Genomic DNA, 16,748 nt, shown 5'->3' with positions numbered 1-16,748 from the left:
GAGCCCGGGACGGTGCTGCCGCCGACACCCCTAGCGGAGTCCCGCGCCCGCCTCCAGCGCGGCGCGGGCCCGCTCCACGAGGCCGTCGGCGCCGCAGGAGCGGGCCAGGGCCAGGCCGCGTTCGAGGTCGGGGACGGAGCGGGCGAGGACGCCGTACTCGACGCGGGCCGCCGCGTGTTCGTACTGGCAGGGCGAGGCTTCCAGGTAGGTGACCGCCTGGGCGGCGAGACGCACCGCGCGCTGGCCGGTCTCGAGTGCGGCGGCGACGCGCAGCGCCTCCCCTATCGCGGTGTCGGTACCGAGGCGTTCGGCGTGCCGGCGGACGTCGACGGCGAGCCGGGCGGCACGGGCCGGGTCCTCCGTGGCGAGGGCGCGGGCCAGGTCGGAGGCGGCGAAGACGTGCACGGGGTGGTGGTGGCCGCGGGCGGCCGCCGCCTTCTCCGCCGCCTCCAGTTCGTTGATGCCCTCCTTGGTGCGGCCTGCGGCGAGCAGCAGCCGGCCGCGGACGGAGCGCGGGTCGGGCAGCACGATGGTGGACGGGTAGGGCGGGGTGAAGCCGTGCCGTTCGGCCGTCGCCCAGGCCTCGTCGACGTGGCCGCGGGCGAGCAGGGTGTCGACGAGGTTGCAGGTGGCCGTCCAGTAGAGGGGAAGTCCGCGGCCGACGCGCTCGGCGAGGCGGAGGGACTCGCGCAGGGACGACTCCGCCGCCTCCAGCCGGCCCCGCCTGCGGTGCGCCAGGCCGACGTAGGCGTGTGCCAGCACCAGGTGGCCGCCGCCCCAGCCCGCCGTGTCGTAGGCGTGCAGGGCCTCGCTGAAGAGGCTTTCGGCGCGGTCGAGACGGTCGGTGTAGGCGTAGGAACTCGCCAGCATCAGCAGGAGTTCGACACCCCACTCGGAGTCCGTCCAGCCGAGGCCGGGTGCGAGGCGCCCGTTGACGAGGGCGCGGTCGCAGACCTCCACGACCTCCTCGGCGTTCTCGCCGCGCATCATCGCGTCGAAGCCGCGCAGGATCAGCAGCGCCCGTTCGGAGTTGTCACGTCCGGTGCACGTGGCGGCGAGCCGGGCGAGGCGCTCGGAACGGCCGGGGCTGAGGGTCTCGCCCGCGTGGATACCCTCCCACATGAACTGCACCGCCTGGAGCCGCAGGCGGGCGGGGCCGGGTTCGAGCCGGGCGGCCTCCGCCTCGACGGTGCGGACGGCCTCTTCCATCTGGTCGTTGTGCAGCAGGGCCTGGGACAGGCGGATGACGGCGTCCACGCGGCGGCTGCCGTCGAGTCCGGGCATGCCGAGCGCGGTGCGCAGATGGCCGATGGTGCGGGCGGGCGCGGTGAGGAAGGTGGCGCTGCCCAGTTCGTACAGGACGTGCGCGTGGACCTCGGGGCGGGGCGGTTCCTCCAGCGCGCGTTCCAGGCAGCGGCGGGCGGCGTCCGGGGCGCCGACGGCGAGGTGTTCGCGGGCGGCCTCGCGCAGTTGCCAGACGAGTTCCTCGTCGTCGTCCGGGTGCACTTCGAGGAGGTGGCGGGCGGCCGCCGCCGCGCCGCGTCCGGAGTCGGTGACGATCCGGGCGGCGATGCCGTGCATGGCGCGGCGCAGGGCGTCGGGGATGGAGTTGTAGACGGCGGTGGCGATCAGGGGGTGGACGAACTCGAGGTCGGCGGGCTGGGTGCCGCTCGTCGCCGACGGATCCGGGGCGGTGAGTATGCGGGCGGTGCGCAGGCGTTCGGCGCAGCGGGCGGCGTCCTCGGGGCGGAGGGTGGCGAGTCGGGCGACCAGGTCGACGGTGATCCCGGTGCCGAGGATGGCGGCGGCCCAGGCGAACCGGGTGGCGTCTATGCCGAGTTCCTCGAGGCGGGCGACGAGGCCGCCGCCGCGGGCCGAGCGGTTGAGGTCGCGCAGGGCGCCGGCATGCGCCTCGACGGGTTCCAGTTCGCTGTCCTGGACCTTGGCGAGGAGCTCGACGGTCTCGTAGGGGTTGCCTGCGGTGACGGCCCACACCTCGCGGCAGAACGCCGCGTCGGCGTTCTCGCCGAGGGTGGCGCGGGTGAGTCCGGCCGCGGCGTCGGGGGTGAGGGCGCTGAGGGTGGTGACGGGGCGGTCGGCCGCCGCGGCGACGGCGTCCAGGTGCCGGGCGCCGGTGCCGGAGATCTCGCCGGGCCGGCGGGCCACGACGACGAGGACGGACAGGTCGGCGAGGCGTTCGGCGAACGTGGCGAGCCAGTACAGGGTTTCCTGGTCGGCCCAGTGGGCGTCGTCGATGAGCAGCACCAGCGGCCAGTCCCGGCGGGCCAGCCGGCGCACGGCGGCCACGAGTCCCTCGCACACGCCCTGCGGGTCGGGGTGCCGGTCGCCGGGGTCGGTTATGCCGAGGGCGGGGCCGGCGATGTCGTACCAGTCGCCGAGGTACTCGCGGGCCTCCTCCGGCAGCATCGACACCAGGGCGGGCTGGAGGAGTTGGCGTACGACGTTGAAGGGGACGGAGCGCAGGGTCTCGCCGCCGCGGGCGGACCAGACGGTGCAGCCGCGCTGTTCGGCGATGCGCCGGGTCTCCGCTCTCCGCCAGCAGCGCGGTCTTGCCGAGCCCCGCCTCGCCCCGGAGCACGAGCAGACCGCCCGGCGAGGAGCGGTCGGCGCACAGGATGTCGACGGCCTCCGCGATGGCGGCGACCTCCTCGTCGCGCTCCCACAGGGAAGCCGAGGCGCCGGCCGGGGGCCGTACCTCCGTCATCCCGCTACCTCCCCGAGTCGCCCGAATGACGTACCGGTCCCGAGCGTAGTCCTCCGTCCGCCCGAGCGGTGCCCGCTCGGCACACGTGTTGCCGTGACGGGTGACACGGATCACGACGGGTCGACGCACGTCGCTCCCCACCAGCGGGTCCTGATGGTCAACAGCTGCCATGGGGAGGGGGGATGAGGCCCCCGGGACGGGGAGCGGCACCCGGCCACGGAAGTGACGGGCGCGCGAGCCGCAGGGGGCGGACACGAACGCGCCGCCGCACCACCGGACACGGGCGCGGCCCCGGCACCGGTGTGGTCGCCGGGCCCGCGGCCGGTGCGGGGGCCGGCCGCGCGCGGACGGTCCGGGGCGGGGCTCTCATACGGCTTTCACCGTCGCCTCATACGGTGGGGGCATGACGCAGGTGACTCCTCCCGGGTGGTACCCCGACCCCGGGCAGACGAATGACGGACCGGCCACCGAGCGCTGGTGGGACGGCGCGGCCTGGACGGAGCAGGTCCGGCCGACGGGGCCGGCCGCCGTGTGGGGTCCGCCCGCGCCGGGGACCTCGGCCGCTCCGGCCCATCCGTTCCACCCGGTGTATCCCGCTCCGCCGCCGCCCGGACGGAGCCACAAGGTGCGCAACGGCATAGCCGTCGCGGTGGCCGTCGCCGTCCTGGCGAGCATCGGCGTGGGGGTGTACGCGCTGACGGACGACGGCGGGGGCGGGGACGCCACGACCGCGCAGTCGCCCGGGGCCCGGGACGGCGGACCCGACGGCGGCGAGGACGAGGAGTCCGGGCCGGACGCCTCCGAACCGCCGCGGGTGGAGAGCGGGTCGGTGACGGACGCGCTGAGCGGCATCAGCCTGCCCGTCCCCGACGGCTGGTACGGCCAGGAGCTCCAGGTCGGCGCCGCGGTGACGTCGAAGGACGCCTACGACTGCCCCGGCAACACCTCCAAGAGCTGCACCAAGGGCGGTGCGTACTCGGCGCCCGCCGTGGCACTGGGCAGCCGCGGCTCCACCGCCGAGGAGGTCGCCAAGGCGGACATCGCCGAGAACGCCGAGGAGAGCTACGGCGGGGACTCCTACGGAGAGATCACCTCGCACGACGTGCTGGCGTCCAAGGCGGTGACCGTGGCCGGGCAGAAGGGCTATCTGGTGCGCTGGAAGGCGGTCACCAGCAAGGGCTCCGACGGGTTCGTCCAGTCGCTGGCCTTCCCCTCCCCCGCGCGGCCGAAGCAGATCGTCGTGGTGCGCTTCGGTGTCGACACCGACCAGACGCAGGCCGTCCTGGACGAGATCGTCGAGGGCATCGAGGTGGCGTCGGGCGGCGGCGGGAACGGGCAGGACGTCTGACGGCCGGTGCGTGACGGCCGGGTGGGACATCCCTCCGCTCAAGAGGAGTCCCACCCGGCCGGGGTGCGCGCCGCCCCCGTCCCCACGGTGCGGCGCGAGCGGGCCGCCGTCCGGTCGTGCCGGGGCGGCGGCCCGGGTCTCAGGAGAGGCCGAGAGCCGGCAGCACGGCGGCCTCCACGAAACGGACCAGGTAGTTCGCGTCGGCGTTCCGCCCGTCCAGCAGGGGCCGGATCCGCAGGACGCCGAAGATCTGCGCCGGGACGTACTCCAGCGCCGGATGGCCGGGGTCGACCTCCCCGCGTTCGGCCCCGCGCCGCAGGATCCGCGCCAGGGCGGTGAGTTCCGGGTCCATCAGCGCCTCACGCAGCGCCCGCGCCAGTTCCTCGTCGCGGGTGACCGCGTGCCCGAGCGCCTGGAGGAGCGTGGTGTCCTCCGACCACTCCCCCGCGCGGCGCGCCACCTCCCGCAGGTCGCCGGCGAGGGTTCCGGTGTCGATGCCGGCGAGCCGTGCCCGCCCGCTGGAGCGCAGGGCCGCGGCGACGAACCGGGGCTTGGTCCCCCACTGCCGGTAGAGCGTCGACTTGCTGCACCGTGTGCTCGCGGCGACGCCCTCCATGGTCACCGCGTCGTAGCCGTGGACGCGGATCTGGTGCAGCACGGCGTCGAAGAACTCCCGCTCACGCTCCGGGGTGATCTTGGAGCGGCGCGAGGTGCCGGCCGGTCCGGGCCGGTCCACGTCCTGCGACGTCATGATGTCCGTTCCTCGCCCTTCGGGTGCCTCCGGCGTGTGCCGCCGCGCCACTCTACCGGTACGCGACCGTATCGGTACACCTGCGTATCGGTACGTGATCGTCCCTGTGAGCGAACGGCCGTCCCCGGCCGGGGCGGGGCCGTGGGAATCGCGCCAGATTCCGGGCTGACTGTTTCCGGCCGCACCGCGAGCGGAGTGCTTGCGTCCCCCCGCCGCCCTCGTCCGCGGGCTGCGCGGGCCCCGGACGGCGGCGCACCCCTGTGGCCAGGGGCGGTGGCCGTCGGCGCGGGCGCGGGCACCGGCTGCCGCGCGCCGGGCGCGCGGACACGGCTCGGCGGAGGGCGTGCGCCTCCGCCGTTTTCGGCCGGGCGGGCGCGGCCTCCCGGCCCCTCCCGGGGCTCAGGGTACGGCGGATTGCGTCCGGTGCGGTTCGCACGTGCGTACGCGCAGTGTTCTGGCCGCGCGGATCAGGGCACATGGCCCGTGGCCCGGGAGGAGTGGGCCCGGCTGCCCCGTGCGCGGCCGCTGACCAGAGGTGGGGGGACATGGTTCGTACTGTCGTGGTGCACGACGAGGAACTGCTGCGCTCGGCGTTGGTGCAACTGCTGAGATCCGATGCCGCGCTGGAGGTCTCGTCCATGTCACCCGGCGCCGACCTGCCGGATCATGACGTACTGCCGACCGACGTGTGGGTCGTGGACGGTGACTGCCTGTGGGGTTCCGGGCGGGCGCACGACGCCCCCTTCCGGGCGCGGCGCGGGGACCGGCTCGTCGTCCTGACGACCGCCCGGCGTCCGGGGATACTGCGCCGGGCGTTCGACGGCGGTGCTCTCGGTCTGGTCGACAAGAACGCTCCGGCACGACGGCTGATCACGGCGGTGCACACGGTCGCGAAGGGTGAACGCTTCCTCGACGAGACGCTCACCGTCGCCCTGCTGGAGGGCGCGGAGATGCCGTTGACCACCCGCGAACTGAGCGTGCTCTCCCTCGCCTCGCAAGGGGCGCCCATGGCCGAGATAGCGGCCCGTCTGCACCTCTCCCGGGGGACGGTCCGCAACTACATGGCCGCGGCGATACGGAAGATGGGCGCCCGCAACCGGGTCGACGCGATACGCATCCTCCAGAGCGCCGGCTGGACGTAGCCGGCGCTCTGTGGTTCCCGCGCCGCGGACGGCACTTCGTGGTCCGCGCCGCGGGGGGCCCGCCGCGGTCAGCGCCGGCGGGCCGGGCCGCTGTTCCAGTGGCCCGTCAGGTCCCGGTAGAGCGGCGAACGCTCCAGCACCTCGTCGTGCGTGCCGCACACGGCGTCCGTCCCGTCCAGGACCAGCACCCGGTCGGCACGGACGGCGGACGACAGGCGGTGCGCCACCACGAGCAGGGTCCCCGGGCGCCGTGCGAGGGCCTCCTCCGCGCGCGCCTCAGCCGCGGGGTCGAGGTGGCAGGTCGCCTCGTCGAGCAGCAGCAGGGGGGCGGGTGACACGTAGGAGCGTGCCAGCGCGACGAGCTGCCGTTCGCCGTGGGAGAGTTCGGCGGGTCCGGCCGGTGCGTCGAGGCCGCCCAGGCGCTCCACCAGGGACCGCAGGCCGAGGGCGTCGACGGCGGCGTCGAGGTCCGCGCTGCTCACGTCCGGGGCGAGGTACGTGAGGTTGTCGCGCAGGGTGCCGGAGAAGACGTACGCCTCCTGGGGCACCAGGACGCGCAGCGCGGCGAGTTCGGCGGGCGGACGCCCGGTCACCTCCCGGCCTGCCACCCTGACCTCGCCCCCGCTGGGCGCGAGCGTGCCCGCGACGAGACGGGTGAGCGTCGACTTGCCGATGCCGCTGGGGCCGACGACGGCGAGGTGCTCGCCCGGGGCGACGCACAGGTCGAGCGAGTCGAGGACCGGTTCGGCGCGCACCCCGTAGGACAGGGTCACGGACCGCAGCTCCACCGCCGCGGTCCGGCCGCGGTCCGCCGGGCGGCCCCGGGGGTCCGGTGTCCCGCCGCCGGGGCCCGGAAGGCCCGCCGGCCCACGGGGGGTGGCGACCGCGGCCCCGCCGCCCGTGCCGCCGGCCGGACGGTGTGCCGCCGCGTAGGCGGTCTCCGACCGGTCCGGGGGGCGGGGCGCCGGCACCGGCGTCGGCGCGCTTCCCGGTCCCGCCGGCCGGATCGGCTCCGCCCTGCGGCTCCGCCCCGGTTCCGCCTCCGGCCGGTCCTGGCCGACGATGCGGTCGAGGACGACCAGCAGCCTCGACCCGGCCGCACCGAGGGCGGTCATCAGCGTGTGCAGGGCGGGCAGCAGGGACTGCACGAGATAGGTGAAGGCACCGAGCAGCGCGCCCGCCGTCACCCCTCGCCCGCGCAGCCACGGCACGGCCAGCAGCAGCGCCAGGACCGGCAGGTGGCCGGCGACCCCGAGCGCCGCCGTGCGCAGCGCCGCCCAGCCGGCGAGGGCCCGGGCGGCCACCGCGGCGTCCTCGATCAGCTCCGCTCCGCGCCGCGCCGCCGCGGGTCCGGTACCGCCGGCGGTCAGGTCCCGCAGCGCCGTCCGCGACCGGGCCGCGTGGTCGCCCAGTGCCTCGTCGGCCGCCAGCGCGCGTCGCTGTGCCGCCGCCATCGGGCGCAGCGTCACCAGGAACAGGACCAGACCCGCCGACAGCGGGGGCAGCACCACCACGAGGAGGGAGGGGTGCAGCGACAGCAGCCCCAGCAGCGCTCCGGCGGCGGTGAAGACGAAGGAGCGCAGTGTGAGGACGAGACCGGCGAAGCTGTCGCGGGCGATCTCGACCTGGTTGGTGATCCGGGAGACCGCCGCCCGGTCCGTCCCGCCGGACCCGTCCGCGGCGGCGTGGGCCAGGGACCGGTCGACCGCGTGCCGCACCAGACCGTCGCGCAGCGGCTCCGTGAGACCTGCCAGCTGGGCGAACACGCCCCGGATCACCGGGGCGCCGAGCAGTACGGCCACCAGCGCGACGGTGAGCCACAGCAATCCCCGGCGCGTGTCACCGGCGAGGAAGCCCTGGTCGACGGCTCGGGCGACGCCGTACCCCACGAGGAACGCCTGCCCGGTCTCGGCCAGCGACCAGAGGGAGAGCCGCACCAGGATCCCGGTGCGGCGGGCGAGGAACCGGCGGGCGTGCGGTGCGAGGCGCCGTACCGCCCCGGACCCGTCGCCCGTCTCCCGCGCGTCCGCGGGCGTGGTGCGGGTCACGGCCGTACGCCTTCGGGTGCGGACCGGCGGGTGGCACTCCGGTCCGGGGCCTCCCCGGTCCCGGCCTCGACCCCGGTCCCGGCCTCGGCCTCGTCCTCGGAGGCGTCGGCGGCGAAGACCGCCCGGTAGGCGGCTCGTTCCCACAGTTCGTGGTGCGGCGCGACGGCCCGTACCTCCCCTTCCGCCAGCCAGATCACCAGGTCCGCCCGGGCCGCGACCGACGGGCGGTGCGCGACGACAAGTCGGGTCCCGGGGCGCACCGACCGGCGCAGCGCCCGGTCCACCTCGTGCTCCGTGGCGGTGTCCAGGCCGGACGTCGCGTCGTCCAGGATCAGCAGCCGCCCGGCGTGCGCGAACGCCCGGGCCAGGCCGAGGCGTTGACGCTCGCCGCCGGAGAGCGGCGCCGCGGGGAACGGGGTGTCGTAGCCGTCCGGCAGCCTGCGCACGAACCCGTCGGCCCCCGCGGCGCGGCAGGCTTCCCGCACCTCCTCGGGCGACACCCGCCGGGGACCGCCGGCGACCATCTCGGCGATCGTGCCCGTGACCGGCGCGGGGCGCTCGAAGGCGTAACCGACCTCGGCGCGCAGGGCCTCCCGGCTCAGCCGGTCGAGGCGGACACCGTCGAGCAGCACCTGTCCCTCGTCGGGGTCGAGCAGCCGCCCGGCCACGGCGGCCAGGACGGACTTCCCCGATCCGCTGCGGCCGACCACCGCGACGGTGGCACCGCCCGGCACCCGGACGCCGTCGGCCCGCAGCACCTGCCTGCCGTCCCGCACCACCCGTACGCCGCGCAGTTCGAGTGCGCCCCGCCCGGCCGGCGGCAGCCGGCGCGTCCCGTGGGCCAGTGCGGGGACGCGGGCCAGCGCCAGCACCCGGTTGCGGGCCTCGCGGCCGCGCACCACCGCGCCCAGCAGGGACGCGGCGCCACCGATGCCGGCCGTCAGCTGCGCGTAGCGGATCACGGCGAGCAGTTCGCCCACGCTGAGGGCGCCCGAGGCGAGGCGCAGGCCGCCGACGGCCGTGGCGGCCAGGGTGAGCAGGGGGACCAGGACGCCGCTGCGCGCCAGTGCGCGTCCGTGCAGCACCCACATGTGCCGGCCCTGGGCGGCGAGCCGGTCCAGCGGCGCGAGAACGCGGGCCCGTTCACGGGCGCCGGTCCCGGCCGCGGTGATCGTCGCCGTGCCCTCCATGGCCTCCAGCAGCCGGGAGGCGATCTCCGACTGGGTCTTCTGGTAGTCGGCGACCGAGGCGCCGGTGTCCCGGGCGAAGGCCCGCAGCACCAGCGCCAGGGCGGGCAGCCCGGCCAGGACGCAGGCGGCCACCCACAGGTCGACCACGGCGAGCGCGGCGAGCGCGCCCACGGGCGTGACCAGTGAGGCCGCGAGCGCCGCCCGGGCCGCCGGGGCGCCTCCGGCGTCGGCGGCGTTCAGGGTCAGCCGGGTGCCGACGTCCCCGGGCGCGAAGGGCCGTGCGCGGTCCGGCACGGCTCGCAGGAGGCCGTCGAGGGCACGGGAGCGGAGTGATGCCGTCCAAGTGGCGTTGCAGCGGCCGGTGAACAGGGAGGTGAGGGTGTCGAGCAGCAGTTCGCCCACGAGGAGCGCGGCGCTCAGCAGCAGCCAGCGGCCCGCGGCGCCGTCGGCGCCGCCGTCGCGCAGGAGGAGGTCCAGTGTGCGGCCGAGGACGTAGGGCTGGGCCACGGTCACCGCGGCCGATCCGACCGAGCAGAGCAGCACCAGCGCCTGGGGCGTGCGGCCCGGTGTCGCGGTGTCGGCTCCGCCGTGCGTCCTGCCCGCCCGTCGCGTCCGGGACCCGCTCGTCGGCACCCGCCGGCCTCCTTCCGTCCGTCCCACGGTGTCGGGACACCGGCCGGGCGACCGGCCGGCCGAGGTGTCCGTGCATGCGGGTACCGGCGCCCCGGGTGATCCCGGAGCGCCGGTACCGGGCCCAAGCGGCTCACCGCGTCACCGCGGCGGCCGGCCCCTGCGTCAGTTACAGGTCGTGACGCTCAGGCTGCTGTCGCCGCAGAGCAGCAGGCTCGCGCGGCTACCGCTCTCGACGTCCCCCATGGCCTCTTCCTTGGGGGTCTCCATCGACTGCAGGTCGAACAGGTTCATGACGTCTTCCCTTCGTACGGCAACGGGTTGGGTTCTTTCATCACGACCCCGGGAGGGGCCGAGTCATGGGGCCGCCGGATGCCCGGCGGCGGGAGGAACGGCAGTCCGGCGGGCCGGCCGCCGCACACGGAGGCGACGGCCAGCAGGCATCCGGCCGTGCCGGTGGAGAGGTCCATGGACAGGCGCATCATCTGCTCGCCCGGGAAGGCGAGCCGGCCGCGGTAGGACATCGCGTGCCAGGACAGCGCGTCGAGCTGCCGCCGGACGGCCGCGGGACCGGTGCCGGGTGCGCAGGCCGTCGTGCGGCCCAGGTACAGCACCATCCCGGCGACCCCTCGGTACAGGCCCGGCTGGGCGTAGAACATGGCCTGCGCCGCGGCCACGATCTCGCCTCTCGCCCGGTCGAACTCCTCGTCCTCCCGGTGCGCCAGGTAGTCGTCGAGCACCATGCCGATGCCCACGCTGCCCGCGCCCAGGTAGGGCATGGTGCGCCAGCCCTCGTCGACCTGGAGCGCGCCGCCCGCGCCGCGGACGCAGCGGTCGAGGTCCCGGCGCAGCTCGTCCCGTGCGAGATCGAGCAGGGCGGGGTCCCGGTCGGCCTCGTACAGCCGCAGGAAGAGCAGGGCACGTCCGGCGGCACCGTGCAGCAGTCCCGCCCGGCCCCGGCCGGTGGTGCCGTCCGAGGCGGGCCCCGGCCGGGCGGTCAGCTCGGCGCAGCGCCGCGCGGCCGAGCGCAGGGCGCTCTCCCCGGTGGCCGCGGCCAGCGAGTCCAGGGCCAGGCCCAGTCCGGCGGTGCCGCTGTGCAGGTCCGGGGCCAGGTCGTCGAGGGGCTGGTCGAGGAGCAGCTCGGCCAGGTCCAGGGCGCGGTCACGGTGGCCGAGGTACTCCAGTGTCCACGCGACGCCGGCCAGGCCGTCGTGGAAGCCGAGCGGCATGCCCGACGGCGGCTGTTTGGTCCGCTCCAGGAGCCACTGTTCCCCGTCCTCGTGGCGGCCCGCCCCGCTCTCGGCCAGCGCGTACAGCACTCCCGCCGCGCCGTGGCCGAAGGCCAGTCCGCCGCCGGCCGTGCCGAACTGCGCGATGTCTCCGGGGTAGAGGCGGTCGGTCCGGGACGGTGTCGCCGAGGCGAGGACGGCCGCGGCCATCGAGTCGCGGCTGCGGGGCCAGTCGTCGGGACGGACCGGTACCACCGGTTCGTCCGCCCGTCGCACGGCCGGGGCGCCGACGGGCTCGGTGGCCCGGTCGGTGATCTCGTCGACCGCCGCGTCCAGGAACGCCCGGTCGACCGGGAACTGGGCGGCCACCACGTCGGCGAGATGGGCCGCCTTGCGCCGGTCCAGCGCCAGCAGGCTGGTGAGCGGGAGGAACAGCGCGAGCCGCAGACAGGCCAGCGCGTACCGGTCCACCGCGACGCCCCTGCGGTCGGAGGGTGCCACGAACCCGGGATTGGCGACGGTCTGCCGGCCGGCCGCGCCGACCTCGTGCGCCGCCTCGAAGTCCAGCAGGGCGACGCTGTCGTCCTCACGGATCATGATGTTGAACAGGTGCAGGTCGTTGAAGACCACGCCTCGGGCGTGGACGCTTTCGACGGCGTGTTCGACCCGGGCGTGGACGTCGAGGGCCCAGGCCGTGTACTCGGCCAGCCGCTCCGCGCCGGGGTCGGCTTCGATGAGGGGGTGGCGGCGGGCGAAGAACGTGTTGAGCGGCTTGCCGTCGATGTACTCCAGCACCAGGAAGTGGTGCTCCCCGACGGTGAAGTGATCGAGCACCTCGGGTGTGCAGTCGAGTCCGGACAGACGCTCCAGTGCCCGGCGTTCGCGGTCCAGCCGGGTGACGGCGTCCGCGCCGTCGGCCGCCAGGCCGGCGTGCGGGCGGGCCTCCTTGAGGACGACCCGCTGCCCGGTGCGGGAGTCGCGGGCGAGGTAGACACCGCCGCCGTTGGAGAAGTGCAGCGCCGACTCGATGGCGTAGGGCAGGCCGGCGACGGTCAGCGCGTTCCGTGCCTCCAGGTGCGGACGCAGGAAGGCGGGCGGTTCCACCCAGTCGGGTATGCGGAAGACGGGGCCGCGCAGGTCGGGCACGAGCACCCCGTCGGGGCCGGTCACGGCCGGGCGCAGCTCCCCTTGCGCGTCGTAGCAGTTCCGCCGGGTGAAGCCGCCGTACCGGACGTGGACGGGTCCGTCTCCGAGCCGCAGGTCGCTCAGGATGTGCGGTCCGGGTTCGCCGGCCAGCAGCCCCTCCAGCTCGCCCGCGAGCTGCTCGAACCGCTCCTCGTCCGCCGGGTAGACGGTGATGAACTTGCCACTGCCGGCACGGTCCGCGTACTTGGCGTTGCGCTGGTGCAGCAGGTAGCGGCTGGGCACGAACTTGAAGGCCGTGCCGCCGTCGACGCAGTACCGCCACACCCGTTCGAGCACGGACTCGGCGTTGTCGAGACACGCGGCGACGTGGATCTTCCAGCCCTGGTCGGGCAGTTGCGCGTCGACCGGACGCAGGGCGAGCCAGTCTCCGCTCTCGTTGCGCTGCCATCCCTCGGGGACGGGCCACGAGGCCGCGGCGTACCGGGTGCGCCCGGCGCCGGCCGTGGAGACGGTGCGGTGCGGAGCGTCGTAGAAGCACGGGTCCGCGTCGCAGTACACGGCATAGCCCTTGTTCACGCCGTCTCCTTCCCGCCGGTTGCTGACGGAAGAGACGCTGTCACGTGCAGCACCGTCCCGCACAGTCACCGCTGTCACCACCTCGGTGTGCGGAACGCACGAGTAACCAAGGGCAAGTTACGGCCGGGTCGAGCGCAACTCCCGTGTTCGCAGGTCCCCGTGGCCACTGCCGTCGCCCCGCCCCGCTGCGCCGGCGCAGCGGGATCCGCCCACCGGCAGGAACCGCTCCCGGTGCGTGCTCGCACCGACGGGACCTGGTGGTCGCCGCCGAAGGCGCACGCCGAGGACGTGAGGGCCTCGGAGGCCAGCACAGGCACCGGGACGGAGGTCAGCGCGGGTCCACCCGGTGGAAGGGCAGCGGGCCGCGTGTGCGGCCCGGTCCAGGATCCGCACGGCCGCTCCCGCGGCCTCCAGGCCGTGGCAGTGGGCGCGGTGACGGCGTTCGATGCCGTCGAGGTCGAGCTGGACCGGAGCGGCCCACAACTCGACGTCGGCCGCGGTCACTTCGTCGCGGATCAGGAGCGGCCGGCCGGACACCCCCGGCCGGCCCGGGAGCCGCCGGCCGGGGGTCCGCACGGCGGGGTCAGAGCACGGTCACCGGGTGGCGCACCACCGCGTCGAAGAGATAGCCCTGCGTGTTGGACACGGAGGTGTCCGGCTGGGTACGGCCCGCCGTGTCCGTGGCGCGGGCCAGCAGGTGCGCCGGGCCGGGCGTACCGGGCGTCCACGGGATGGACCAGCGCGTCCAGGTACCGGAACGCGGCCGGTCGTGGAGCCGGGCGCGCCGCCAGCGCGCCCCGCCGTCGGTGCTGACGTCGACCCGCACGATGCCGCCCGTGCCCGACCAGGACCGGCCGTGCAGCACCTGGCTCCTTCCCGCCGCGAACGTCGCGCCGCTCGCCAGCTCGAACGCGCTCTTGATCGTCTGCTGGGTAAGCGGCGCACCGCCGTCCTCCGGGTGGGCGGGGCCGAACAGCCGGTAGAAGGTGGTGTTCCACGGCGAGTACAGCGGCCGCGCGGACACCTCGATGTCCCCCACCCACTTGATCGAGGCGATCCCCACCCACGAGGGCACGAGGACCCGCACCGGGTGCCCGTGGTCGTGCGGAAGCGGTTCGCCGTTCATCTCGTAGGCGAGCAGCACGTCGTCCAGCGCCTTGGCCAGCGGCAGCGGGCGGCGCACCCGGCCGAGGCTCTCACCACCACTGACGTACTCGGCGTCGAGGCCGCGGGGCTGCACGTCCACGGCGTACGGGGACAGTCCGGCCCTGCGCAGTACGTCGGCCAGGCGTACGCCGCGCCAGCGGGCGACGCCGATCGCGCCCAGGGTCCAGGCGGTGCCGGCCGGGGTCTCGCCCTGCTGGGTCGCGTAGTGGCTGCGGCCGTTCCCGGCGCACTCGACGAACGCGGTGCGGGTGACGGCGGGCAGGGCCCGCAGATCGTCGTACCCGAACTCCACCGGCCTGTCCTCGGCGGGCGTGCCGCGCAGACCGTCACCCCACAGTCTCAGCCGCCAGTCGGCGGCGTCCAGGACGGGGGTTGCGGTGTGGTTGCGGACGAAGAAGAGCGCGTTGGGGGTGTGATGGCCGGTTCCGCGCAGTGCCTCCCAGCGGGTCTCGGCGTTGGTGCCGCGCGGGATGAACGACGCGGGCGGCAGCGGCTTGACGATCGGGGAGCCGGCGGCGTGCGCCGGACTCCCCCCGGGGAGCACGGTCGCGGTGGCGGTGGCGGCCAGCAGGGTGAGCAGCCGGCGTCGCGTGACCCCGTCCGCTCTGGCCTCGCCGGCGAGCCACTGGCGCAGCCTGCGGCGGTCGTAGGCGATCTCGTGAGGGTGGGCGGAGCCGGCAGCAGACATGGCAGTCCCGTCATGCGTGGGTGGACAGAGGGCTCGGGGCGGAACGCGGCGGCCGACGCGGTGCGGGAGCGTCTCCCAGCATGCCTGCGGAGACCGGCGGAGCAAGCGCGACGCGGCCGTCGTGGAGGGGAAGCGGGGAGGGCCGGTCAGGCGGAGCGGCGACAGAGCGCGGCGGCCACGCGGACGAGGTCCACGGCGCGGCGGCGGGTCAGCGGCTCCGGCAGCGACATGACGGGATGGAAGCACGCGGTGAGGGCGGTGTCAACGAACGTGTGGGCGGGGCGACTTGCGGCGCCCCTCGCGTGTGGCCGCCGGGTGCGCCGCGGCGCGCGAGGGGTCAGGACGGGCGCGCCTCCGCCTCGCTGGGCGGTCGCGGCCGCCGGCCGGTCCGACGCCCCGGCCGCGGTGACGGCCCGGAAGGTGGCTGCTTCCCGCGTTCCCCGTCAGCGGGGTCAGGCCCCTGCCCACAGTCCCCGGACGTGCCCCAGGTGGCGGGTCATGACCTCCCGTACGGTCTCCGCGTCCCGGGCGAGCAGGGCGTCGAGCAGCTCCAGGTGCTCCTCGGCCGACTCCCGCAGCCGCCCCTGCTCCACCAGTGCCGTCAGCCCGTAGAGCCGGGCCCGCCGGCGCAGGTCCCGGACCACCTCGACGAGGTGGGCGTTGCCCGCCAGCGCCAGCAGCCCCAGGTGGAAGCGCTGGTCGGCCTCGACGTACGCGATGAGGTCACCGGCCGCGGCGGCGGTGACGATCTCCTCGGCGACCGGGCGCAGCGCCTCCAGCGCCACCGGGTCGGCGGTGGCGGCCAGTCCGGCGGTCGTCGGGATCTCGATGAGGGAACGGACGTGGGTGTACTCGTCGAGCTGCCGGTCGGAGACGGCGGTGACCCGGAACCCCTTGTTGGGCACCGTGTCGACCAGCCCCTCCCGCGCGAGGTCGAGCATCGCCTCGCGCACGGGGGTGGCGGAGACGCCGAAACGGGCGGCGAGGCCGGGCGCCGAATGGACCTCGCCGGGACGCAGCTCCCCCGCGATCAGCGCGGCCCGCAGGGCGTCCGCGACCCGCTCCCGGTAGCTGGGCCTGCGGCCGCCCAGGTCCTTCAGGGCGGTCACAGGACGAACCCCTCGGGGAACGGGTCGCGCGGGTCCAGCAGGTACTGCGCGGTACCCGTGATCCAGGCCCGGCCGGTGAAGGCGGGCAGCACGGCCGGGTGTCCGGCCACCTCGGTCGTGCCGAGCAGACGCCCGGTGAACCGGGTGCCGATGAACGACTCGTTGACGAACTCGGTGTGCAGCGGGAGTTCACCGCGGGTGTGCAGCTGTGCCATGCGGGCGCTGGTGCCGGTGCCGCAGGGCGAGCGGTCGAACCAGCCGGGGTGGATCACCATGGCGTGCCGGGAGTGGCGGGCGGTGGAGTCGGGTGCGGTCACCTGGACATGGTGACAGCCGCGGACGGTGGGGTCCTCGGGGTGGACCGGCTCGTCCGCCCCGTTGACCGCCTCCATGAGGGAGAGGCCCGCGGCGAGGATGTCGTCCTTGCGGGACCGGTCGAAGGGCAGCCCGAGCCGGTCCAGGGGCAGGATGGCGTAGAAGTTGCCGCCGTAGGCGAGGTCGTAGGTGACCGTCCGCCCGTCGGGCAGGGTCGCCTCCCGGTCGAGGGCGACGGTGAAGGAGGGGACGTTGCGCAGGGTGACGGCCGTGGCGGCGCCGTCCTGGACGGCCACCTCGGCGACGACGACCCCGGCGGGGGTGTCCAGGCGGATGGTGGTCACCGGTTCGACGACCTCGACCATGCCGGTTTCGACGAGGACGGTCGCCACGCCGATCGTGCCGTGTCCGCACATCGGCAGGTACCCCGACACCTCGATGTAGACGACGCCCCAGTCGCAGTCGGGCCGGGTGGGCGGCTGGAGGACCGCGCCGCTCATCGCCGCGTGCCCGCGCGGTTCGTTCATCAGCAACCGCCGGACGTGGTCGCGGTGTTCGCGGAAGTACAGGCGCCGTTCGTTCATGGTCGCGCCGGGCAGGACGCCGATCCCGCCGGTGATCACCCGGGTCGGCATGCCCTCGGTGTGCGAGTCGACGGCGTGCAGGACGAGCTTGCTGCGCATG

Annotated in this window: 10 protein-coding genes and 2 pseudogenes; 2 read left to right on the top strand and 10 right to left on the bottom strand. The window is 75.4% G+C overall.

Annotated elements, in window-relative coordinates; translation table 11 throughout:
- Window positions 1–30: 30 nt before the first annotated feature.
- Window positions 31–2,725: pseudogene (locus tag IE118_RS22920) on the bottom strand (ATP-binding protein).
- A 403-nt stretch (window positions 2,726–3,128) separates the two neighbouring features.
- Between IE118_RS22920 and IE118_RS22915 the strand changes: the two are divergent.
- Window positions 3,129–4,073 (top strand): DUF2510 domain-containing protein, encoded by a 945-nt coding sequence (locus IE118_RS22915; protein ID WP_189559876.1) that lies wholly within the window; start codon window positions 3,129–3,131, stop codon window positions 4,071–4,073.
- 139 nt (window positions 4,074–4,212) lie between these two features.
- On the opposite strand, the gene IE118_RS22910 is transcribed toward IE118_RS22915, so the two are convergent.
- Window positions 4,213–4,824, bottom strand: coding sequence for a TetR/AcrR family transcriptional regulator (locus IE118_RS22910; RefSeq protein WP_189559875.1), 612 nt, complete (start codon window positions 4,822–4,824; stop codon window positions 4,213–4,215).
- 545 nt (window positions 4,825–5,369) lie between these two features.
- Here IE118_RS22910 and IE118_RS22905 point away from each other — a divergent pair.
- A complete protein-coding gene (locus IE118_RS22905; RefSeq protein WP_189559874.1) occupies window positions 5,370–5,966 on the top strand; it encodes a response regulator transcription factor in 597 nt (198 codons plus the stop codon).
- 68 nt (window positions 5,967–6,034) lie between these two features.
- On the opposite strand, the gene IE118_RS22900 is transcribed toward IE118_RS22905, so the two are convergent.
- From IE118_RS22900 to IE118_RS22870, 8 genes and pseudogenes are all read right to left on the bottom strand, one after another.
- Window positions 6,035–8,014: an ATP-binding cassette domain-containing protein gene (locus IE118_RS22900; protein WP_189559873.1), complete on the bottom strand. Its 1,980-nt coding sequence runs from the start codon at window positions 8,012–8,014 to the stop codon at window positions 6,035–6,037.
- Entirely contained in the window at window positions 8,011–9,837 is a 1,827-nt protein-coding gene (locus IE118_RS22895) for an ABC transporter ATP-binding protein (protein WP_189559872.1), read from the bottom strand. Before IE118_RS22895 ends, IE118_RS22900 begins: the two co-directional genes overlap by 4 nt.
- A gap of 162 nt (window positions 9,838–9,999) precedes the next feature.
- On the bottom strand, window positions 10,000–10,128 hold the full coding sequence (gene ramS / locus IE118_RS22890) for a mycelium formation morphogenetic lantipeptide SapB (protein WP_149551904.1): 129 nt from the start codon (window positions 10,126–10,128) through the stop codon (window positions 10,000–10,002).
- Window positions 10,125–12,785, bottom strand: coding sequence for a class III lanthionine synthetase LanKC (gene lanKC / locus IE118_RS22885; protein ID WP_189559871.1), 2,661 nt, complete (start codon window positions 12,783–12,785; stop codon window positions 10,125–10,127). Before lanKC ends, ramS begins: the two co-directional genes overlap by 4 nt.
- 357 nt (window positions 12,786–13,142) lie before the next feature.
- A pseudogene (locus IE118_RS34120) lies at window positions 13,143–13,322 on the bottom strand (glutathione S-transferase family protein); the annotation flags it as partial.
- A 46-nt stretch (window positions 13,323–13,368) separates the two neighbouring features.
- Window positions 13,369–14,640, bottom strand: coding sequence for a sulfite oxidase (locus IE118_RS22880; protein ID WP_189559870.1), 1,272 nt, complete (start codon window positions 14,638–14,640; stop codon window positions 13,369–13,371).
- Window positions 14,641–15,092: 452 nt separating this feature from the next.
- Complete coding sequence (locus IE118_RS22875) at window positions 15,093–15,749, bottom strand: GntR family transcriptional regulator (protein ID WP_189559869.1); 657 nt, start codon at window positions 15,747–15,749, stop codon at window positions 15,093–15,095.
- Window positions 15,746–16,747 carry a proline racemase family protein gene (locus tag IE118_RS22870; RefSeq protein ID WP_189559868.1) on the bottom strand — a complete coding sequence of 334 codons (1,002 nt, stop codon included), beginning with the start codon at window positions 16,745–16,747 and terminating at the stop codon, window positions 15,746–15,748. The genes IE118_RS22875 and IE118_RS22870 overlap by 4 nt, the downstream gene beginning before the upstream one ends.
- Window position 16,748 lies beyond the last annotated feature (1 nt).

Origin of the sequence: Streptomyces pilosus, assembly GCF_014649835.1 — a bacterium.
Lineage (GTDB): Bacteria > Actinomycetota > Actinomycetes > Streptomycetales > Streptomycetaceae > Streptomyces > Streptomyces pilosus.
Note: the sequence above shows the minus strand (reverse complement) of the source record. Positions and strands in the feature narration are given on the sequence as shown.

Coding starts and splice junctions, on each gene's coding strand:
- ramS (WP_149551904.1), bottom strand. CDS start 10,128: ATGAACCTGTTCGACCTGCAGTCGATGGAGACCCCCAAGGAAGAGGCC.
- IE118_RS22870 (WP_189559868.1), bottom strand. CDS start 16,747: ATGCGCAGCAAGCTCGTCCTGCACGCCGTCGACTCGCACACCGAGGGC.
- IE118_RS22910 (WP_189559875.1), bottom strand. CDS start 4,824: ATGACGTCGCAGGACGTGGACCGGCCCGGACCGGCCGGCACCTCGCGC.
- IE118_RS22880 (WP_189559870.1), bottom strand. CDS start 14,640: ATGTCTGCTGCCGGCTCCGCCCACCCTCACGAGATCGCCTACGACCGC.
- IE118_RS22905 (WP_189559874.1), top strand. CDS start 5,370: ATGGTTCGTACTGTCGTGGTGCACGACGAGGAACTGCTGCGCTCGGCG.
- IE118_RS22915 (WP_189559876.1), top strand. CDS start 3,129: ATGACGCAGGTGACTCCTCCCGGGTGGTACCCCGACCCCGGGCAGACG.